The organism is Cupriavidus sp. YAF13 (assembly GCF_052113425.1).
Taxonomy (GTDB): Bacteria; Pseudomonadota; Gammaproteobacteria; order Burkholderiales; family Burkholderiaceae; genus Cupriavidus.
The window spans coordinates 1-19,036 of sequence record NZ_JBFRDD010000095.1 but is presented as its reverse complement, the minus strand read 5'-3'; the positions used below and the strand labels follow the sequence as shown (position 1 = coordinate 19,036).

General features: G+C 61.8%; 13 protein-coding genes, 1 tRNA gene and 1 pseudogene. All 15 read left to right on the top strand.

Annotation, left to right across the window (positions count from 1 at the left end; all coding sequences use genetic code 11):
- A pseudogene (gene tuf, locus AB4061_RS39115) lies at positions 1-151 on the top strand (elongation factor Tu); the annotation flags it as partial.
- An 84-nt stretch (positions 152-235) separates the two neighbouring features.
- Positions 236-311 (top strand) — tRNA-Trp (locus AB4061_RS39110).
- Between the two features lie 61 nt (positions 312-372).
- Positions 373-753, top strand: a complete 381-nt coding sequence (gene secE / locus AB4061_RS39105; protein WP_006162342.1) for a preprotein translocase subunit SecE — start codon at positions 373-375, stop codon at positions 751-753.
- A gap of 10 nt (positions 754-763) precedes the next feature.
- On the top strand, positions 764-1,345 hold the full coding sequence (gene nusG, locus AB4061_RS39100; protein ID WP_006162340.1) for a transcription termination/antitermination protein NusG: 582 nt from the start codon (positions 764-766) through the stop codon (positions 1,343-1,345).
- A 207-nt stretch (positions 1,346-1,552) separates the two neighbouring features.
- Positions 1,553-1,984 carry a 50S ribosomal protein L11 gene (gene rplK, locus AB4061_RS39095; protein ID WP_006162338.1) on the top strand — a complete coding sequence of 144 codons (432 nt, stop codon included), beginning with the start codon at positions 1,553-1,555 and terminating at the stop codon, positions 1,982-1,984.
- A complete protein-coding gene (rplA, locus tag AB4061_RS39090) occupies positions 1,985-2,680 on the top strand; it encodes a 50S ribosomal protein L1 (RefSeq protein WP_006162337.1) in 696 nt (231 codons plus the stop codon).
- Between the two features lie 431 nt (positions 2,681-3,111).
- Positions 3,112-3,660: a 50S ribosomal protein L10 gene (gene rplJ, locus AB4061_RS39085; RefSeq protein ID WP_017224513.1), complete on the top strand. Its 549-nt coding sequence runs from the start codon at positions 3,112-3,114 to the stop codon at positions 3,658-3,660.
- A 76-nt stretch (positions 3,661-3,736) separates the two neighbouring features.
- Positions 3,737-4,108 carry a 50S ribosomal protein L7/L12 gene (gene rplL, locus AB4061_RS39080; RefSeq protein WP_006162333.1) on the top strand — a complete coding sequence of 124 codons (372 nt, stop codon included), beginning with the start codon at positions 3,737-3,739 and terminating at the stop codon, positions 4,106-4,108.
- Between the two features lie 411 nt (positions 4,109-4,519).
- Entirely contained in the window at positions 4,520-8,626 is a 4,107-nt protein-coding gene (gene rpoB / locus AB4061_RS39075; RefSeq protein WP_441641429.1) for a DNA-directed RNA polymerase subunit beta, read from the top strand.
- A 133-nt stretch (positions 8,627-8,759) separates the two neighbouring features.
- Positions 8,760-13,004 carry a DNA-directed RNA polymerase subunit beta' gene (gene rpoC, locus AB4061_RS39070; RefSeq protein WP_043350381.1) on the top strand — a complete coding sequence of 1,415 codons (4,245 nt, stop codon included), beginning with the start codon at positions 8,760-8,762 and terminating at the stop codon, positions 13,002-13,004.
- A 289-nt stretch (positions 13,005-13,293) separates the two neighbouring features.
- Positions 13,294-15,159, top strand: coding sequence for a DNA helicase RecQ (recQ, locus tag AB4061_RS39065; protein WP_441641428.1), 1,866 nt, complete (start codon positions 13,294-13,296; stop codon positions 15,157-15,159).
- Between the two features lie 356 nt (positions 15,160-15,515).
- Positions 15,516-15,893 (top strand): 30S ribosomal protein S12, encoded by a 378-nt coding sequence (gene rpsL / locus AB4061_RS39060; protein ID WP_006162330.1) that lies wholly within the window; start codon positions 15,516-15,518, stop codon positions 15,891-15,893.
- 226 nt (positions 15,894-16,119) lie between these two features.
- Positions 16,120-16,590, top strand: coding sequence for a 30S ribosomal protein S7 (gene rpsG / locus AB4061_RS39055; protein ID WP_035876146.1), 471 nt, complete (start codon positions 16,120-16,122; stop codon positions 16,588-16,590).
- A 119-nt stretch (positions 16,591-16,709) separates the two neighbouring features.
- Positions 16,710-18,812 carry an elongation factor G gene (gene fusA / locus AB4061_RS39050; protein WP_150985749.1) on the top strand — a complete coding sequence of 701 codons (2,103 nt, stop codon included), beginning with the start codon at positions 16,710-16,712 and terminating at the stop codon, positions 18,810-18,812.
- A 77-nt stretch (positions 18,813-18,889) separates the two neighbouring features.
- The coding region (locus tag AB4061_RS39045; protein WP_441641430.1) for a GTP-binding protein at positions 18,890-19,036 on the top strand (147 nt) is incomplete at its 3' end.

Sequence of the window (19,036 nt, the reverse complement as noted above, 5' to 3'; positions counted from 1 at the left end):
GAAGGACAAGGAAATGGTCATGCCGGGTGACAACGTGTCGATCACGGTCAAGCTGATTGCCCCGATCGCCATGGAAGAAGGCCTGCGTTTCGCCATCCGTGAAGGCGGTCGTACCGTCGGCGCCGGCGTCGTGGCAAAGATCCTCGACTGATAAAGTCGAACAGCGGATACGGCACCAACCGGCCGTATTCGTTGCCAGAGGGGTTGGCCTAATCGCCGACCCCACAGTTGTTTTAGGGGTATAGCTCAACTGGCAGAGCGTCGGTCTCCAAAACCGAAGGTTGGGGGTTCGATTCCCTCTGCCCCTGCCAATTCAATCAGCCGCGTCGCGATAGAGAGTATCGTGACGCGGCTTAGTCTCGTTTGCGAAACATGGCCAATCCCAACGTCGAAACCGTCAACGCCGCCAGTGGTAAGTGGTTGCTTGGCGCCGCGGTGCTACTGGTGGTTGCCGGCGTCATCGGTTTCTATGCTCTGGCACAGCAACCGTCCTACGTGCGTGGCGCTGCGCTGTTCGGCGGCATTGCGCTGGGCGTGGTGGTCGCGCTGGTATCGGCGCCAGGCAAGGATTTCATCGGTTTCTCCAAGGAATCGTATCGCGAAGTCCGCAAGGTCGTTTGGCCCACCCGCAAGGAAGCCGGGCAGATGACGGGCCTGGTGTTTGTCTTTGTCGTGATCATGGCCGTGTTCCTGTGGTCTGCGGACAAGCTCATCGAGTGGGTCATCTTTTCGCTCGTGCTGGGCTGGAAATGAAGGATAGAACATGACGGATAACGCACAACAGGAAGTCCCCGCAGCTGAATCGCCTTCGTCGAAGAAGCGCTGGTATGTGGTGCACGCCTATTCCGGCATGGAAAAGAGTGTGCAGCGCGCGCTGCAGGAACGCATTGAGCGCGCCGAAATGCAGGACAAGTTTGGCCGCATCCTGGTCCCGTCCGAAGAAGTCGTTGAAATCAAGGGTGGGCAGAAGTCTGTCACCGAGCGTCGCTTCTTCCCGGGGTACGTGCTGGTCGAGATGGAAATGACCGACGAGACCTGGCACCTGGTGAAGAACACCAGCAAGGTCACTGGCTTCGTCGGCGGTGCGCGCAATCGCCCGAGTCCGATTTCCCAGAAGGAAGTCGACAAGATCATGACCCAGATGCAGGAAGGGGTCGAGAAGCCGCGTCCCAAGACGCTCTTTGAAGTGGGCGAAATGGTTCGCGTCAAGGACGGCCCTTTCACCGACTTCAACGGCAACGTCGAGGAAGTGAACTACGAGAAATCGCGCCTGCGCGTCTCGGTCACCATCTTCGGGCGTGCCACCCCGGTCGAGCTCGAGTTCGGCCAGGTCGAGAAAGTCTAAGTGGTCTGTGTGGTTTAAGCAGTTCAGGTTTTCGCGTTTTATGCTGACTGCAAGGTCAGCGAAAAATGCAGCGGCCAGTCTCGAAAGGGGCTGGCCACAAGAGGAGCGTGAGGCTGGCTGGGGTGGATGAACCATCCCTGCAGYGATAGCGCGCTACGACTCAACAGGATCGCATTCCGCCAGGAAGCGGTCCGGATTGGAGTAAATATGGCCAAGAAGATCATTGGCTTTATCAAGCTGCAAATTCCGGCTGGTAAGGCAAATCCCTCCCCGCCCGTGGGCCCCGCACTGGGTCAACGCGGTCTGAACATCATGGAGTTCTGCAAGGCGTTCAACGCGCAGACCCAAGGCATGGAACCCGGCCTGCCGGTGCCGGTGGTGATTACCGCCTTCGCCGACAAGAGCTTCACCTTCGTGATGAAGTCGCCCCCGGCGACCGTTCTGATCAAGAAGGCAGCTGGCCTGACCAAGGGTTCGGCCAAGCCGCACACCGACAAGGTTGGCAAGATCACGCGTGCCCAGGCTGAAGAAATCGCCAAGGCAAAGAACGCTGACCTGACCGCTGCCGATCTGGACGCTGCCGTCCGTACGATCGCCGGTTCGGCTCGCTCGATGGGCATCACCGTGGAGGGTCTGTAAATGGCTAAGGTTTCCAAGCGCACCGCCGCGAACAAGGCGAAGATCGAGCGCACCAAGTTCTACCCGATCGACGAGGCCCTGGGCCTGGTGAAGGGCTGCGCATCGGCCAAGTTCGACGAATCCATCGACGTGGCCGTGCAACTTGGCATCGATGCGAAGAAGTCGGACCAGGTGGTTCGTGGCTCCGTCGTGCTGCCTGCCGGTACCGGCAAGTCGGTTCGCGTGGCTGTGTTCGCCCAAGGTGAAAAGGCTGAAGCCGCCAAGGCAGCTGGCGCCGAAATCGTCGGTATGGAAGACCTGGCTGAACAAGTCAAGGCCGGCAACCTGAACTTCGACGTCGTGATCGCCTCGCCGGACACGATGCGTATCGTTGGTACGCTGGGCCAGATCCTGGGCCCGCGCGGCCTGATGCCGAACCCGAAGGTCGGTACGGTTACCCCCGACGTCGCCCAGGCTGTGAAGAACGCCAAGGCCGGTCAGGTGCAATACCGTGTCGACAAGGCCGGTATCATCCACGCCACCATTGGCCGCCGTTCGTTCCAGGACGCCGATCTGAAGCGCAACCTGAGCGCGCTGATCGAAGCCCTGGTGAAGTCGAAGCCGGCTACCAGCAAGGGCGTGTACCTGCGCAAGATCGCTGTTTCGTCCACCATGGGCGTTGGCGTTCGCGTGGAACAGGCTTCGCTGTCGGCCTAAGGCTGGCGGCAACCGCAGGGCGGACCCGATAACGTCGCCCAGCGTAAAGCATTGAGGATCCCGGCCCAGGCCGGGATCGTCTCCCGAGTCAGGCGGTGCCCGATAGGACACCGCAGGATGAAGGAGCAAGGCTTTGGGCAGTGGTGCCCGCCGGCGCGCAAGCGTGGAGCAGGCACCGCTGGTTATCAAAGACCGCTGGTGGCGGGCGCGGCCGTAGGTTGGCTGCCTCGCCTTAATCGGACGGAACGTACGCAGCGTGGCTTTGGCCTGCCGCGACGCCTCCCGGCCCACCAGCGCAGATGGCGCACCCGAGGGATTGAAGAATCCGGGCAATGACCCGGGTGATTCGGGCCAAATCGGACGCCGTTCGTTTGGACTGATGTGCGTGCCCCGGACGATCCGGGGAACAAGCATCGTTTTGGAGCTTAACCGTGCCACTTAATATTGAAGATAAGAAGGCCGTCGTTGCTGAGGTTTCGGCGCAAGTCGCTAAAGCCCAGACCATCGTCGTAGCCGAATATCGCGGCATTGCGGTTGGCGATCTGACCAAGCTGCGCGCCAAGGCCCGCGAGCAAGGCGTGTACCTGCGTGTTCTGAAGAACACGCTGGCCCGCCGCGCCGTGGAAGGCACGCCGTTTGCCGGCCTCGCAGAGCAAATGACCGGTCCGCTGATCTACGGTATTTCCGAAGATGCAGTGTCGTCGGCCAAGGTTCTGAACGACTTTGCCAAGACCAACGACAAGTTGGTTCTGCGCGCAGCGTCGTACGACGGCAACGTGCTCGATGCTGCTGCCGTCAAGGCACTGGCCTCGATCCCGAGCCGTGACGAACTGATTGCTCAGCTGCTTGGCGTGATGCAGGCACCGGTGTCGGGCTTCGCCCGTCTGCTGGCTGCACTGGCCGCCAAGAAGAGCGAAGGCGCCCCTGCCGAAGGCGAAGGCGCTGCTGCCGCCGCCGAGAGCGAAGGCGCAGCTGCTTAAGGCGTAAGCCTTTCGCAGCCTGGCTCATCAAGATCGCATTACCGATACCGAATCACATTTAGCAGGAGTATTCCAAATGGCAATCAGCAAAGACGACATCCTCGAAGCCGTAGGCTCGATGTCCGTGATGGAACTGAACGACCTGGTCAAGGCGTTCGAAGAAAAGTTTGGCGTGTCCGCCGCTTCGATGGCCGTGGCTGCTGCCCCGGGCGCAGGCGCTGCTGCCGCTGAAGAGCAAACCGAATTCAACGTTATCCTGTCGGAAATCGGCGCAAACAAGGTTGGCGTGATTAAGGCTGTTCGCGAAATCACCGGCCTGGGCCTGAAGGAAGCCAAGGATCTGGTTGACGGCGCACCGAAGGCTGTCAAGGAAGGCGTGGACAAGGCTGCTGCAGCCGACGCCAAGAAGAAGCTGGAAGACGCCGGCGCAAAGGTCGAAGTCAAGTAAGCTGTACTCGCGTGCCTTTTGGCACGCGAATGGGGCTGGCAAAGGGAGATTCCCGGCGCCAGCCTTTTTGCGCTTCTGCGATGTGTGTTTTACTGTGCACTCGGAAGCGTGAATAAATGGCGCAAACGATGCTTGAGAGCTGGGCGTATGCCTAAGCTTGAGCAGAGGCCAAACATCAGTGGCACACTAGGTGGTTGCTGATGTTTGTCTTCTGAACCGACTGCAGAAGACAAGTTTGGTCGGGTGTCCCCCGGGCCGGTATGACGCATTGCGTCGTTTCTGCCGGCTCGCAGCGTGCGGACACCGTCAGCCAGAGGTTGGTAGCGGCCAACCGCCAAATCCCCTCCCAGTCGCTGAACACCTCAGGTGCTGCGCCAGGTCCAGCCAGCCCTGCGATGATTCGGAGATCCCATGGCGTACAGCTTCACCGAAAAGAAGCGCATTCGCAAAAGTTTTGCGAAGCGCGCGACGGTTCATCAGGTTCCTTTCCTGCTTGCCACCCAGATTGAATCCTACGCTCAGTTTCTGCAAGAGGGTGCGCCACCCTCGCGTCGCAAAACCGAGGGCCTGCAAGCGGCTTTCAGTGCAATCTTCCCGATTGTGTCGCACAACGGGCTCGCCCGTATGGAGTTCGTCTCCTACCACCTCTCCAACCCGCCGTTCGACGTCAAGGAATGTCAACAGCGTGGCCTGACCTTCCACTCGGCGCTGCGTGCCAAGGTACGCCTGATCATCAACGATCGGGAAAATCCGGGCAAGGTCAAGGAAGTCAAGGAACAGGAAGTCTACATGGGCGAAATTCCGCTCATGACGTCGACCGGCTCCTTCGTCATCAACGGTACCGAGCGTGTGATCGTTTCGCAGCTCCACCGTTCGCCTGGCGTGTTCTTCGAACACGACAAGGGCAAGACCCACAGCTCGGGCAAGCTGCTGTTCTCGGCACGGATTATTCCTTACCGCGGCTCGTGGCTCGATTTCGAGTTCGACCCGAAGGACATCCTGTACTTCCGCGTTGACCGTCGCCGCAAGATGCCGGTCACGATCCTGCTGAAGTCGATCGGCCTGACGCCCGAGCAAATCCTCGCGCACTTCTTCGTGTTCGACAATTTCACCCTGCAGTCGGAAGGCGCGCAGATGGAATTCGTGCCCGAACGCCTGCGCGGTGAAGTCGCGCGCTTCGACATCGCCGACAAGGACGGCCGTGTCGTCGTGGAGAAGGACAAGCGGATCAACGCAAAGCATATCCGCGACCTGGATTCCGCCGGCACCAAGCTGATCAGCGTGCCGGAAGACTACCTGCTCGGCCGCGTGCTGGCGAAGAACATCATCGACCCGGATACCGGTGAGGTGATTGCCAACGCCAACGACGAGCTGACCGAAACCGTGCTGGAAAACCTGCGCGAAGCCGGTGTCAAGCAGATCCAGACCCTGTACACGAACGATCTGGACCAAGGTCCGTACATGTCGCAGACGCTGCGCGTGGACGACACCGCGGACCAGACCGCTGCGCGTATCGCGATCTACCGCATGATGCGTCCCGGCGAGCCGCCGACCGAAGACGCGGTGGAAGCCCTGTTCCAGCGCCTGTTCTACAGCGAAGAGTCGTATGACCTGTCGCGCGTTGGCCGCATGAAGGTCAACAGCCGCCTGGGCCGCCCGAGCGGTGAAGGCAGCATGGTGCTGCAGGACGAGGACATCCTCGAGACCATCAAGATCCTGGTCAACCTGCGCAACGGCAAGGGTGAGGTCGATGACATCGATCACCTGGGCAATCGTCGCGTCCGCTGCGTTGGCGAACTGGCCGAAAACCAGTTCCGTGCCGGCTTGTCGCGCGTCGAGCGCGCCGTCAAGGAACGTCTGGGCCAGGCCGAGACTGAAAACCTGATGCCGCACGACCTGATCAACTCGAAGCCGATTTCGTCGGCCATCCGCGAGTTCTTCGGTTCGTCGCAGCTGTCGCAGTTCATGGACCAGACCAACCCGCTGTCCGAGATCACGCACAAGCGTCGCGTCTCCGCACTTGGCCCGGGCGGTTTGACCCGTGAGCGCGCAGGCTTTGAAGTGCGTGACGTGCACCCGACCCACTACGGCCGCGTGTGCCCGATCGAAACGCCGGAAGGCCCGAACATTGGCCTGATCAACTCGCTGGCACTGTATGCACGCCTGAACGAGTACGGCTTCCTGGAAACGCCGTACCGCAAGGTGGTCGACAGCAAGCTGACCGACCAGGTCGACTACCTGTCCGCCATTGAAGAAGGCAAGTACGTGGTGGCGCAGGCCAACGCGACGGTTGACACCGACGGTACCCTGATCGACGAACTGGTGTCGTCGCGTGAAGGTAGCGAGCGGGAAACCCGTATGGTCACGCCGGACCGCGTCCAGTACATCGACGTGGCGCCTTCGCAGATCGTCTCGGCCGCGGCATCGCTGGTGCCGTTCCTCGAGCACGATGATGCGAACCGTGCACTGATGGGCGCCAACATGCAGCGTCAGGCCGTGCCTTGCCTGCGTCCGGACAAGCCGCTGGTGGGTACCGGCATTGAGCGTACCGTTGCGGTCGACTCGGGTACTGCCGTCCAGGCGACCCGTGGCGGCGTGGTGGACTACGTCGACGCCATGCGTATCGTGATTCGCGTGAACGATGAGGAAGCTGTCGCCGGTGAAGTCGGCGTCGACATCTACAACCTGATCAAGTACACCCGCTCGAACCAGAACACCAACATCAACCAGCGTCCGATGGTCAAGGTTGGGGATTTCGTCGCCCGTGGCGACGTGATCGCCGACGGCGCATCGACCGACCTGGGCGAGCTCGCGCTCGGCCAGAACATGCTGGTGGCGTTCATGCCGTGGAACGGCTACAACTTCGAAGACTCGATCCTGATCTCCGAACGCGTGGTGGCCGAAGACCGCTACACCTCGATCCACATCGAGGAACTGTCGGTCGTCGCCCGTGACACCAAGCTGGGACCGGAAGAAATCACCCGCGACATCTCCAACCTCGCCGAGGCGCAACTCGCGCGTCTGGACGAGTCCGGCATCACCTACATCGGTGCCGAAGTGGAAGCCGGGGACGTGCTGGTCGGCAAGGTCACGCCCAAGGGCGAGACCCAGCTGACCCCGGAAGAAAAGCTGCTGCGCGCGATCTTCGGCGAGAAGGCTTCGGACGTGAAGGACACCTCGCTGCGCGTCCCCTCGGGGATGAGCGGTATCGTGATCGACGTCCAGGTCTTCACCCGCGAAGGCGTGACCCGCGACAAGCGTGCCCAGTCCATCATCGACGATGAACTCAAGCGCTACCGCCTGGACCTGAACGACCAGCTGCGTATCGTGGAAGGCGATGCCTTCCAGCGTCTGGAACGCCTGCTGCTCGACAAGACCGTCAATGGCGGTCCGAAGAAGCTGTCCAAGGGCGCCAAGCTGACCCGTGAGTACCTGGCCGATCTGGACAAGTACCACTGGTTCGACATCCGCCCGGCCGACGAAGAAGTGGCTGCCCAGCTGGAAGCCGTCAAGGAAGCCATCGAGCAGAAGCGTCACGAGTTCGACCTGGCCTTTGAAGAAAAGCGCAAGAAGCTCACGCAAGGCGACGAACTGCCGCCGGGCGTGATCAAGATGGTCAAGGTGTACCTGGCCGTCAAGCGCCGCCTGCAGCCTGGCGACAAGATGGCAGGCCGTCACGGCAACAAGGGCGTTGTGTCCAAGATCGTTCCGATCGAAGACATGCCCTACATGGCCGACGGCACACCCGCCGACATCGTGCTGAACCCGCTCGGCGTGCCTTCGCGGATGAACGTGGGCCAGATTCTGGAAACCCACCTGGGTTGGGCCGCGCGCGGCCTGGGCCAGCGTATCGGCTCCATGCTCAAGGCACAGGCGAAGGCGCAGGAACTGCGTCCGTTGCTCGCCCAGATCTACAACGAGAGCGGCAAGCCGGAAGACCTCGACAGCCTGTCGGACGCTGAAGTGCTGGAACTGGCGACCAACCTGAAGAAGGGTGTCCCGTTCGCCACGCCGGTGTTCGACGGTGCGCACGAAGACGAAATCCGCCGCATGCTGGACCTGGCGTACCCGGAAGAGATCGCCAAGGACATGGGCCTGACCGCTTCCAAGCAACAGGTCACGCTGCACGACGGCCGTACCGGCGAAGCGTTCGAGCGTCCGGTGACGCTGGGCGTGATGCACATGCTGAAGCTGCACCACTTGGTCGACGACAAGATGCACGCGCGTTCGACCGGCCCGTACTCGCTGGTGACCCAGCAGCCGCTGGGTGGTAAGGCGCAGTTCGGTGGCCAGCGTTTCGGTGAAATGGAAGTGTGGGCGCTGGAAGCATATGGCGCCTCCTACGTGCTGCAGGAAATGCTGACGGTCAAGTCCGATGACGTGAACGGCCGGACCAAGGTCTACGAGAACATCGTCAAGGGCGAGCACTCGATCGATGCCGGCATGCCGGAATCGTTCAACGTGCTGGTGAAGGAAATCCGTTCGCTGGGTATCGACATCGACCTCGATCGCTATTGATTCGGATCGAGAGTGCGCGGCAGGCCGGCCGTAAATGGCCCGCCTGCCGCCGAATGCCCGCTACGGTTTTCCCACAGGATGAATGCCGCGGGCCCGACATGCTGTCGGGCTGGCGGCGAAACAAGGAGTTGCAATGAAAGCATTGCTCGATCTCTTTAAGCAGGTTCAGCAGGAAGAGCAGTTCGACGCGATCAAGATCGGCCTGGCATCGCCAGAGAAGATCCGTTCGTGGTCGTACGGTGAAGTGAAGAAGCCGGAAACCATCAACTATCGGACGTTCAAGCCCGAGCGCGATGGTCTGTTCTGCGCCAAGATCTTTGGCCCGATCAAGGACTACGAGTGCCTGTGCGGCAAGTACAAGCGCCTGAAGCATCGCGGCGTGATCTGCGAGAAGTGCGGCGTTGAAGTGACGCTGGCCAAGGTGCGCCGCGAGCGCATGGGCCACATCGAACTGGCTGCGCCGACCGCGCACATCTGGTTCCTGAAGTCGCTGCCGTCGCGTCTGGGCATGGTGCTCGACATGACGCTGCGCGATATCGAGCGCGTTCTGTACTTCGAAGCATTCGTGGTGCTCGAACCCGGCATGACTCCGCTCAAGAAGAGCCAGATCATGTCCGAGGACGACTACATCGCCAAGTGCGAAGAGTATGGCGAAGGCGAGTTCGTGGCCATGATGGGTGCCGAAGGCATCCGTGAATTGCTGCGCGGCATCGACATCGAAAAGCAGATCGAAACGATCCGCGCCGAGCTGCAGACCACCGGCTCCGAAGCCAAGATCAAGAAGTTCGCCAAGCGCCTGAAGGTGCTCGAGGCGTTCCAGCGTTCGGGCATCAAGCCGGAATGGATGATCCTGGAAGTGCTGCCGGTGCTGCCGCCCGAACTGCGTCCGCTGGTCCCGCTGGATGGTGGCCGTTTCGCCACCTCGGACCTGAACGACCTGTATCGCCGCGTCATCAACCGTAACAACCGCCTGAAGCGCCTGCTCGAACTGAAGGCGCCTGAAATCATCGTGCGCAACGAAAAGCGCATGCTGCAGGAAGCGGTTGACTCGCTGCTGGACAACGGTCGTCGCGGCAAGGCCATGACGGGCGCCAACAAGCGTCCGCTGAAGTCGCTGGCCGAAATGATCAAGGGCAAGGGCGGCCGTTTCCGTCAGAACYTGCTSGGCAAGCGCGTCGACTACTCCGGCCGTTCGGTCATTGTGGTGGGCCCGACCCTCAAGCTGCACCAGTGCGGCCTGCCCAAGTTGATGGCGCTCGAATTGTTCAAGCCCTTCATTTTCCACAAGCTGGAAACGATGGGCATCGCCACCACCATCAAGGCGGCGAAGAAGGAAGTGGAAAGCCAGACCGCGGTGGTGTGGGACATCCTCGAAGAGGTGATCCGCGAGCATCCGGTCATGCTGAACCGCGCACCGACGCTGCACCGCCTGGGCATCCAGGCGTTCGAGCCGGTGCTGATCGAAGGCAAGGCCATCCAGCTGCACCCGCTGGTCTGCGCGGCGTTCAACGCCGACTTCGACGGTGACCAGATGGCTGTTCACGTCCCGCTGTCGCTGGAAGCGCAGATGGAAGCCCGCACGCTGATGCTGGCCTCCAACAACGTGCTGTTCCCGGCCAACGGCGATCCGTCGATCGTCCCGTCGCAAGACGTGGTGCTGGGTCTGTACTACACGACCCGCGACAAGATCAACGGCAAGGGCGAAGGCCTGACGTTCGCCGACATCAGCGAAGTGATCCGCGCCTACGAGAACAAGGAAGTCGAACTGGCTTCGCGCGTGAACGTGCGTATCACCGAGTATGAACTGGTCGACAAGGACGCAGTGGGCGACGCCCGCTTTGCGCCCAAGATCACGCTGCAGGCCACCACGGTCGGCCGCGCGATCATGTCCGAGATCCTGCCGAAGGGCCTGCCTTTCTCGGTGCTGAACAAGCCGCTGAAGAAGAAGGAAATCTCGCGCCTGATCAACACCGCGTTCCGCAAGTGCGGCCTGCGCGAGACCGTGATCTTCGCTGACAAGCTGCTGCAGTCGGGCTTCCGCCTGGCAACGCGCGCTGGTATCTCGATCGCCATCGACGACATGCTGGTGCCGCCGCAAAAGGAAAAGATCATTTCCGACGCGGCTGCCAAGGTGAAGGAATACGACAAGCAGTACATGTCGGGTCTGGTGACCGATCAGGAACGCTACAACAACGTCGTGGACATCTGGGGCGCCGCCGGCGACCAGGTGGGCAAGGCGATGATGGAGCAGCTCCAGCACGAAGACGTGGTCGACCGTCACGGCAACACCGTGAAGCAAGACTCCTTCAACTCGATTTACATGATGGCCGACTCGGGCGCGCGCGGTTCCGCAGCGCAGATCCGTCAGCTGGCTGGCATGCGTGGCCTGATGGCCAAGCCGGATGGCTCGATCATTGAAACGCCGATTACGGCGAACTTCCGTGAAGGCCTGAACGTTCTGCAGTACTTCATCTCCACCCACGGCGCGCGTAAGGGCCTGGCGGATACGGCACTGAAGACCGCGAACTCGGGTTACCTGACCCGTCGTCTGGTCGACGTGACGCAGGATCTGGTGGTGGTGGAAGACGATTGCGGCACGACCAACGGCGTGGCCATGAAGGCCCTGGTCGAAGGCGGTGAAGTGATCGAAGCCCTGCGCGACCGGATTCTCGGCCGTGTGACGGTGTCCGATGTGGTGAACCCTGAAACCCAGGAAACCGCGATCGAGGCCGGCACCCTGCTGGACGAAGACCTGGTCGACATGATCGACGCCATCGGCGTGGACGAAGTGAAGGTGCGCACGCCGCTGTCGTGCGACACGCGCTACGGCCTGTGCGGCATGTGCTATGGCCGCGACCTTGGCCGCGGCGTGCTGGTGAACTCCGGCGAAGCGGTTGGCGTGATCGCCGCCCAGTCGATTGGCGAGCCGGGCACCCAGCTGACCATGCGTACGTTCCACATCGGCGGCGCGGCATCGCGTTCGGCCGTGGCATCCAGCGTGGAAGCGAAGGCAACCGGTACCGTGCGTTTCACGGCGACCATGCGTTACGTCACCAATGCGAAGGGCGAGCTGATCGTCATCTCGCGTTCGGGCGAAGCGCTGATCACCGACGACCACGGCCGCGAGCGCGAGCGCCACAAGATCCCGTACGGCGCCACGCTGCTGGTGCAGGACGGCCAGGCCATCAAGGCTGGCACGCAACTGGCCACGTGGGACGCGCTGACGCGCCCGATCGTGTCGGAGTACACCGGCACGACCAAGTTCGAGAACGTCGAAGAAGGCGTGACTGTCGCCAAGCAGATGGACGAGGTCACCGGCCTGTCGACCCTCGTGGTGATTGATGCCAAGCGCCGTACGGCTGCCACCAAGGGCCTGCGCCCGCAGGTGAAGCTGCTCGACGCCAACGGCCAGGAGGTGAAGATCCCGGGCACGGACCACTCCGTGACCATCGGCTTCCAGGTCGGCGCGCTGATCACCGTGAAGGACGGCCAGCAGGTGCACGTGGGTGAAGTGCTTGCACGTATCCCGACCGAATCGCAAAAGACCCGCGACATTACCGGGGGTCTGCCGCGTGTGGCCGAGCTGTTCGAAGCGCGTTCGCCGAAGGATGCCGCCGTGCTGGCGGAAGTCACCGGCACCACGTCGTTCGGCAAGGACACCAAGGGCAAGCAACGCCTGGTGATTACGGACCTGGACGGCAACGCCCACGAGTTCCTGATCACCAAGGAAAAGCAAGTCCTGGTGCACGATGGCCAGGTGGTGAACAAGGGCGAAATGATCGTGGAAGGTCCGGCGGACCCGCACGACATCCTGCGCCTGAAGGGCATCGAGGAGCTGGCGCACTACATCGTCGACGAAGTGCAGGACGTGTACCGTCTGCAGGGCGTGAAGATCAACGACAAGCACATCGAAGTGATCGTGCGCCAGATGCTGCGCCGCGTGCAGATCGCGGATGTGGGCGACACCAAGTTCATCCCGGGTGAACAGGTGGAGCGTTCGGAACTGCTCGACGAGAACGATCGCGTGATCGCCGAAGGCAAGCGTCCGGCCACGTACGAAAACCTGCTGCTCGGTATCACCAAGGCGTCGCTGTCTACCGACAGCTTCATCTCGGCGGCATCGTTCCAGGAAACCACCCGCGTGCTGACGGAAGCCGCGATCATGGGCAAGACCGACGACCTGCGTGGTCTGAAGGAAAACGTGATCGTTGGTCGACTGATCCCCGCTGGTACGGGTCTGGCTTACCACCGTGCCCGCAAGGCGCGCGAGGCGGCCGAGCGCGAACGTGCCCAGGCGATCTCCGACGAAGAGCAGTCGCTCTTCATCGAGCCGCCGGTGGTGCCGGCGACGACCGAAGGCGAGGGCGACGCGGTCTAAGACTAAGACTGCCAGCCTGAACCTGCAAGCAAGCTGCATGAAAAAGCCCGGCCCTGGTGGCCGGGTTTTTTTTGCCTGTAGCTATACGGCTAGTTTTATTTGTTTCGGTCTTTGTCGGCCACTTTTATTCGTCATGCTTATGTTTTGCCGCAAGGGCACGGACCCGTGCACCATGCGCCGCCAGGCGAAAGAAATCCGGGAACATTCGTCACAGGCCGAAGTAGTTAGCCGCGCCCTTGGTGGTATGGTTACGCCTTTCGCGGTCCCACCCCTTTTTTAAGCTGTTGCTATGTCGCGCGCCCTGGCGATTCTCAAGGATGTTTTTGGCTACCACGCCTTCCGCGGCCGGCAGGGGGAGATCATCGACCATGTGGCCGATGGCGGCGATTGCCTGGTCCTGATGCCGACCGGCGGCGGCAAGTCGCTGTGCTACCAGATCCCCGCGCTGCTGCGGCAGCGGGCCGGGCAGGGCACCGGCATCGTGGTGTCGCCGCTGATCGCGCTGATGCAGGACCAGGTCGCGGCGCTGTCCGAGGCGGGCGTGCGCGCGGCAGTGCTGAACTCGACGCTCAGCGGGGCCGAGGCTTCCGCGGTGGAGCGCGATCTGCTCGCCGGCCGGCTGGAAATCCTCTATGTGGCGCCCGAGCGGCTGATGACGCCGCGCTTCCAGGACCTGCTCCAGCGTACCCGTATCGGCGTGTTCGCCATCGACGAGGCGCACTGTGTATCACAGTGGGGCCATGACTTCCGACCCGAGTACATCCAGCTGTCGGTGCTGCACGAGCGCTTCCCGGAAGTGCCGCGCATTGCCCTGACGGCCACGGCGGATTCCGTCACACGCGAGGAAATCGTCGAGCGCCTCGCGCTGCACGACGCCCGCGTCTTCGTCTCCAGCTTCGACCGCCCCAATATCCGCTATCGCATCGTCGAGAAGGACAATGCGCGCCAGCAGCTGTTGGCCTTTATCAAGGCCGAGCACCTGGCCGCCGACGGCACGCACGACAGCGGCATCGTCTATTGCCTGTCGCGCAAGAAGGTGGAAGACACCGCCAGCTACCTCAGCGCCCAGGGCCTCAACGCGCTGGCGTACCACGCCGGCATGGATGCGGGCGTGCGCCAGCACCACCAGGCGCGTTTCCGCGAGGAAGAGGGCGTGATCATGGTGGCCACCATCGCTTTTGGCATGGGCATCGACAAGCCGGACGTGCGCTTTGTGGCGCACCTGGACTTACCCAAGAGCATGGAAGGCTACTATCAGGAAACCGGCCGTGCCGGCCGCGACGGGCTGCCGGCCAACGCCTGGATGGCCTACGGCCTCGGCGACGTGGTTCAGCAAAAGCGCATGATCGACGAGTCCGAGGCAGACGATGCGCACAAGCGGGTCTCGTCCGCCAAGCTCGATGCCCTGCTCGGGCTGTGCGAGACGGCCGGCTGCCGCCGCGTGCGCATCCTTGGCTATTTCGACGAAGCCAGCGAACCCTGTGGCAACTGCGACACCTGCCTGGAGCCGCCCGCCACCTGGGACGGCACGCGTGAAGCGCAGATGGCGCTGTCCTGCGTCTACCGCACGGCGCAGGCCAGCCGCGTTCATTTCGGCGCGACCCATATGGTCGACGTGCTGCGCGGCAACGCGTCGGAAAAAATCCGTCAATGGGGCCATGACAAGGTCTCCACGTTTGGCATCGGCGCGGACCGTTCGGTCTCCGAGTGGCACGCCATTTTCCGCCAGTTGATCGCCCACGGCCTGCTGGTGATCGACCATGGCGGTCACGGTGCCCTGCTACTGGGCGACGCTGCCCGCGCGGTGCTCAAGGGCGAGATGCCGATCACCCTGCGCCGCCAGGTCAGCAAGCCAGCCAAGAGCGGCGAGCGTGGCGCGCGCGGCTCCGCCGGCACACGCACCGACCATACCGCCGGCATGGACACCGAGGCATTGGCCAACTGGGAAGCGCTGCGCAAGTGGCGCACCGAGACGGCGCGCGAGCACGGTGTGCCGGCCTATGTGATCTTCCATGACGCCACGCTGGCCGAGCTGGCACGCAGCGCGCCGGATTCGTTGACGGCAATGGCTGAAGTCCCCGGCATCRGCGCCGCCAAGCTGGAGCGCTACGGCGATGCCATCCTGGAAGCGCTGGGCGCCGTGGAGGACTTTTGAGGCCTTTGCCCGGGCCTAAGCCGACCAGTGCGCTTCTGTCAGAAGCTGCTTGACGGTTTACGTAGTCGCTGCTAGTATGTCAGATTCGAGTTTTTGGCTTTGGATTTCGCTCGCCTGTCGTAATTGTGGCCCTCGGTTCGCAATCGGCAAGCCCGCCAGGGGATCGTGTGATGCTCTGGTGGTGTGGTCGCAGCGGGATCCCAGGCGAGCTCGCGCTCTTTGGCCAGTCTGTTCCTCCACAGGTCCGTCTCAAGAGCGCTCGCTCACTTTTCCCGCCCAAAACCCGTCGTTGCCTCTTCGGCCCATTGCTTGTGGCCCCAGGGGTGTTTTTCCGTAAAACCAAGCTGGATTGAACAATGCCAACTATCAACCAACTGGTTCGCAAGCCGCGTGTCTCTGAAGTCGTCAAGAGCAAGAGCCCGGCGCTTGAGAACTGCCCCCAGCGTCGCGGCGTGTGCACCCGTGTGTACACCACGACGCCGAAGAAGCCGAACTCGGCACTGCGTAAGGTCGCCAAGGTGCGCCTGACCAACGGTTTCGAGGTCATCTCGTACATCGGCGGTGAAGGCCACAACCTGCAAGAACACTCGGTCGTGCTGATCCGCGGCGGCCGTGTGAAGGACTTGCCGGGTGTGCGTTACCACATCGTCCGTGGCTCGCTGGACTTGCAAGGCGTGAAGGATCGTCGCCAGGCACGTTCGAAGTACGGCGCGAAGCGTCCGAAGGCTGCTTAAGGCTAACGCCAGGCAAGCCGGGCACAAAGCCCGAAGCAACAAACGATGGCCTGTGGCGGTTGCGTCATGGTGCTGTCACCAGGCGGCGGTACAACGGAGCGTTTATGCGCCGTGCCGTCGAGTAAGTGGTCACCCGGCGAATTTGCCTCAATGGAAGGCAAGCTAGTTGGTGGCCGGAGAGCGGGAAATCATTGCCGCGCTCTCAACTGAATCTAAAGGAAAGAAGATGCCACGTCGTCGTGAAGTCCCCAAGCGGGATATCCTGCCCGATCCGAAGTTCGGTAACGTTGAAGTTGCCAAGTTCATGAACGTCCTGATGCTGGACGGCAAGAAGTCGGTTGCCGAACGTATCGTTTATGGCGCRTTCGACCAGATCGAAAAGAAGGCAGGCAAGGCCCCCGTTGAAGTGTTTTCCGTTGCGATCAACAACGTGAAGCCGGTGGTCGAAGTGAAGAGCCGTCGCGTGGGCGGCGCCAACTATCAGGTTCCGGTCGAAGTCCGTCCGTCGCGTCGTTTGGCATTGGCGATGCGTTGGTTGCGCGAGGCCGCGAAAAAACGCAGCGAGAAGTCGATGGCGCTGCGCCTGGCAGGTGAGCTGCTGGAAGCTGCGGAAGGCCGCGGCGGCGCGATGAAGAAGCGCGACGAAGTGCACCGCATGGCCGAAGCCAACAAGGCGTTCTCGCACTTCCGCTTCTAAAGCGCGCGAGTTATACGCGGTTGGTTGCCGGGCGGGCTGTGTTTTCACACGCTCGCCCGTTTGTGTTACGGGCGTTGGCAATGAGATGCCGGCGTCTCACGGACGAATAGAGGATTAAAGTGGCTCGTAAGACTCCCATTGAGCGCTACCGCAATATCGGTATCTCGGCTCACATTGACGCGGGTAAAACCACCACGACCGAGCGTATCCTGTTCTACACCGGTGTGAATCACAAGATCGGTGAAGTGCACGATGGCGCCGCCACGATGGACTGGATGGAGCAGGAACAGGAGCGTGGCATCACGATCACCTCCGCTGCGACCACCGCCTTCTGGAAGGGCATGGCCGGCAATTACCCGGAACACCGCATCAACATCATCGACACCCCGGGCCACGTGGACTTCACCATCGAGGTGGAGCGCTCCATGCGCGTGCTGGACGGCGCCTGCATGGTCTACTGCGCAGTGGGTGGCGTGCAGCCCCAGTCGGAAACCGTCTGGCGCCAAGCTAACAAGTACGGCGTGCCGCGCCTGGCCTTCGTCAACAAGATGGACCGTACCGGCGCGAACTTCTTCAAGGTCTACGACCAGCTGAAGACCCGCCTGAAGGCTAGCCCGGTTCCCGTCGTTGTGCCCATCGGCGCCGAAGACACCTTCAAGGGTGTGGTCGACCTCATCAAGATGAAAGCGATCATCTGGGACGAGGCCAGCCAAGGCACCAAGTTCGACTACGTGGACATCCCGGCTGAACTGGCCGACTCGTGCAACGAATGGCGCGAGAAGATGGTCGAGGCAGCTGCCGAGTCGAACGAAGAGCTGATGAACAAGTATCTGGAAGAGGGCGAACTGTCCGAAGCCGAGATCATCAAGGGCCTGCGCGACCGCACCATCGCCTGCGAAATCCAGCCGATGCTGTGCGGCACCGCGTTCAAGAACAAGGGCGTGCAGCGTATGCTGGACGCCGTGATCGACTTCCTGCCGTCGCCGGTCGACATCCCGCCGGTCACCGGCGTGGACGACGACGACAAGGAAGTGTCGCGCCGTGCCGCGGACGACGAAAAGTTCTCCGCTCTGGCGTTCAAGATCATGACCGACCCGTTCGTCGGCCAGCTGATCTTCTTCCGCGTCTATTCGGGCAAGGTCAATTCGGGCGACACCATCTACAACCCGGTCAAGAGCAAGAAGGAACGCCTGGGCCGGATTCTGCAGATGCACGCCAACCAGCGCGAAGAAATCAAGGAAGTGCTGGCAGGCGACATCGCCGCCGCGGTTGGCCTGAAAGAAGCCACCACGGGCGACACGCTGTGCGATCCGGACCACATCATCATCCTGGAACGCATGGTGTTCCCGGAGCCGGTGATTTCGCAGGCTGTCGAGCCGAAGACCAAGGCCGACCAGGAAAAGATGGGCATCGCCCTGAACCGCCTGGCACAGGAAGATCCGTCGTTCCGCGTGAAGACCGACGAAGAATCCGGCCAGACCATCATTTCGGGCATGGGCGAGCTCCACCTCGAAATTCTGGTTGACCGCATGAAGCGCGAATTCGGCGTCGAAGCCACCGTGGGCAAGCCCCAGGTTGCGTACCGCGAAACCATCCGCAAGACCTGCGACGAAGTGGAAGGCAAGTTCGTCAAGCAGTCGGGCGGCCGTGGCCAGTACGGTCACGTGGTACTGAAGCTCGAGCCGCAAGAACCGGGCAAGGGCTACGAATTCGTCGACGCCATCAAGGGCGGCGTGGTTCCGCGCGAATACATCCCTGCAGTGGACAAGGGCATTCAGGACACTCTGAACGCCGGCGTCCTGGCAGGCTTCCCGGTGGTCGACGTCAAGGTCACGCTGTTCTTCGGTTCGTACCACGATGTGGACTCGAACGAAAACGCGTTCAAGATGGCCGGCTCCATGGGCTTCAAGGAAGGCATGCGCCGCGCAAGCCCCGTGCTGCTCGAGCCGATGATGGCCGTGGAAGTGGAAACGCCCGAAGACTTCATGGGTAACGTGATGGGCGATCTGTCGTCGCGTCGCGGCATTATCCAGGGCATGGACGACATGGTCGGCGGTGGCAAGATCCTGCGCGCGGAAGTTCCGCTGGCAGAGATGTTCGGCTACTCGACCTCGCTGCGTTCGGCCACGCAAGGCCGTGCTACGTACACGATGGAGTTCAAGCACTACGCTGAAGCTCCGAAGAACGTAGCCGACGCCGTGATCACGGCACGTGGCAAGTAAGTAAAAAATCCGCCGCCGCGCGTTGTGCGTGGCGGCACTATGAACACGACATACTGGTTTCGATTAGGAGCTGAAAAATGGCAAAGGAAAAGTTCTCGCGGACTAAACCGCACGTGAACGTTGGTACGATCGGTCACGTTGACCATGGTAAGACCACCCTGACGGCAGCAATTGCTACGGTGCTGGCAGCCAAGTTTGGCGGTTCGGCCAAGAAGTACGACGAA

What these genes read in the sequence shown, in the direction of transcription:
- rplL (WP_006162333.1), top strand. Translation starts at nt 3,737, where the DNA reads ATGGCAATCAGCAAAGACGACATCCTCGAAGCCGTAGGCTCGATGTCC.
- rplA (WP_006162337.1), top strand. Translation starts at nt 1,985, where the DNA reads ATGGCTAAGGTTTCCAAGCGCACCGCCGCGAACAAGGCGAAGATCGAG.
- rplK (WP_006162338.1), top strand. Translation starts at nt 1,553, where the DNA reads ATGGCCAAGAAGATCATTGGCTTTATCAAGCTGCAAATTCCGGCTGGT.
- secE (WP_006162342.1), top strand. Translation starts at nt 373, where the DNA reads ATGGCCAATCCCAACGTCGAAACCGTCAACGCCGCCAGTGGTAAGTGG.
- nusG (WP_006162340.1), top strand. Translation starts at nt 764, where the DNA reads ATGACGGATAACGCACAACAGGAAGTCCCCGCAGCTGAATCGCCTTCG.
- rpoB (WP_441641429.1), top strand. Translation starts at nt 4,520, where the DNA reads ATGGCGTACAGCTTCACCGAAAAGAAGCGCATTCGCAAAAGTTTTGCG.
- rpsL (WP_006162330.1), top strand. Translation starts at nt 15,516, where the DNA reads ATGCCAACTATCAACCAACTGGTTCGCAAGCCGCGTGTCTCTGAAGTC.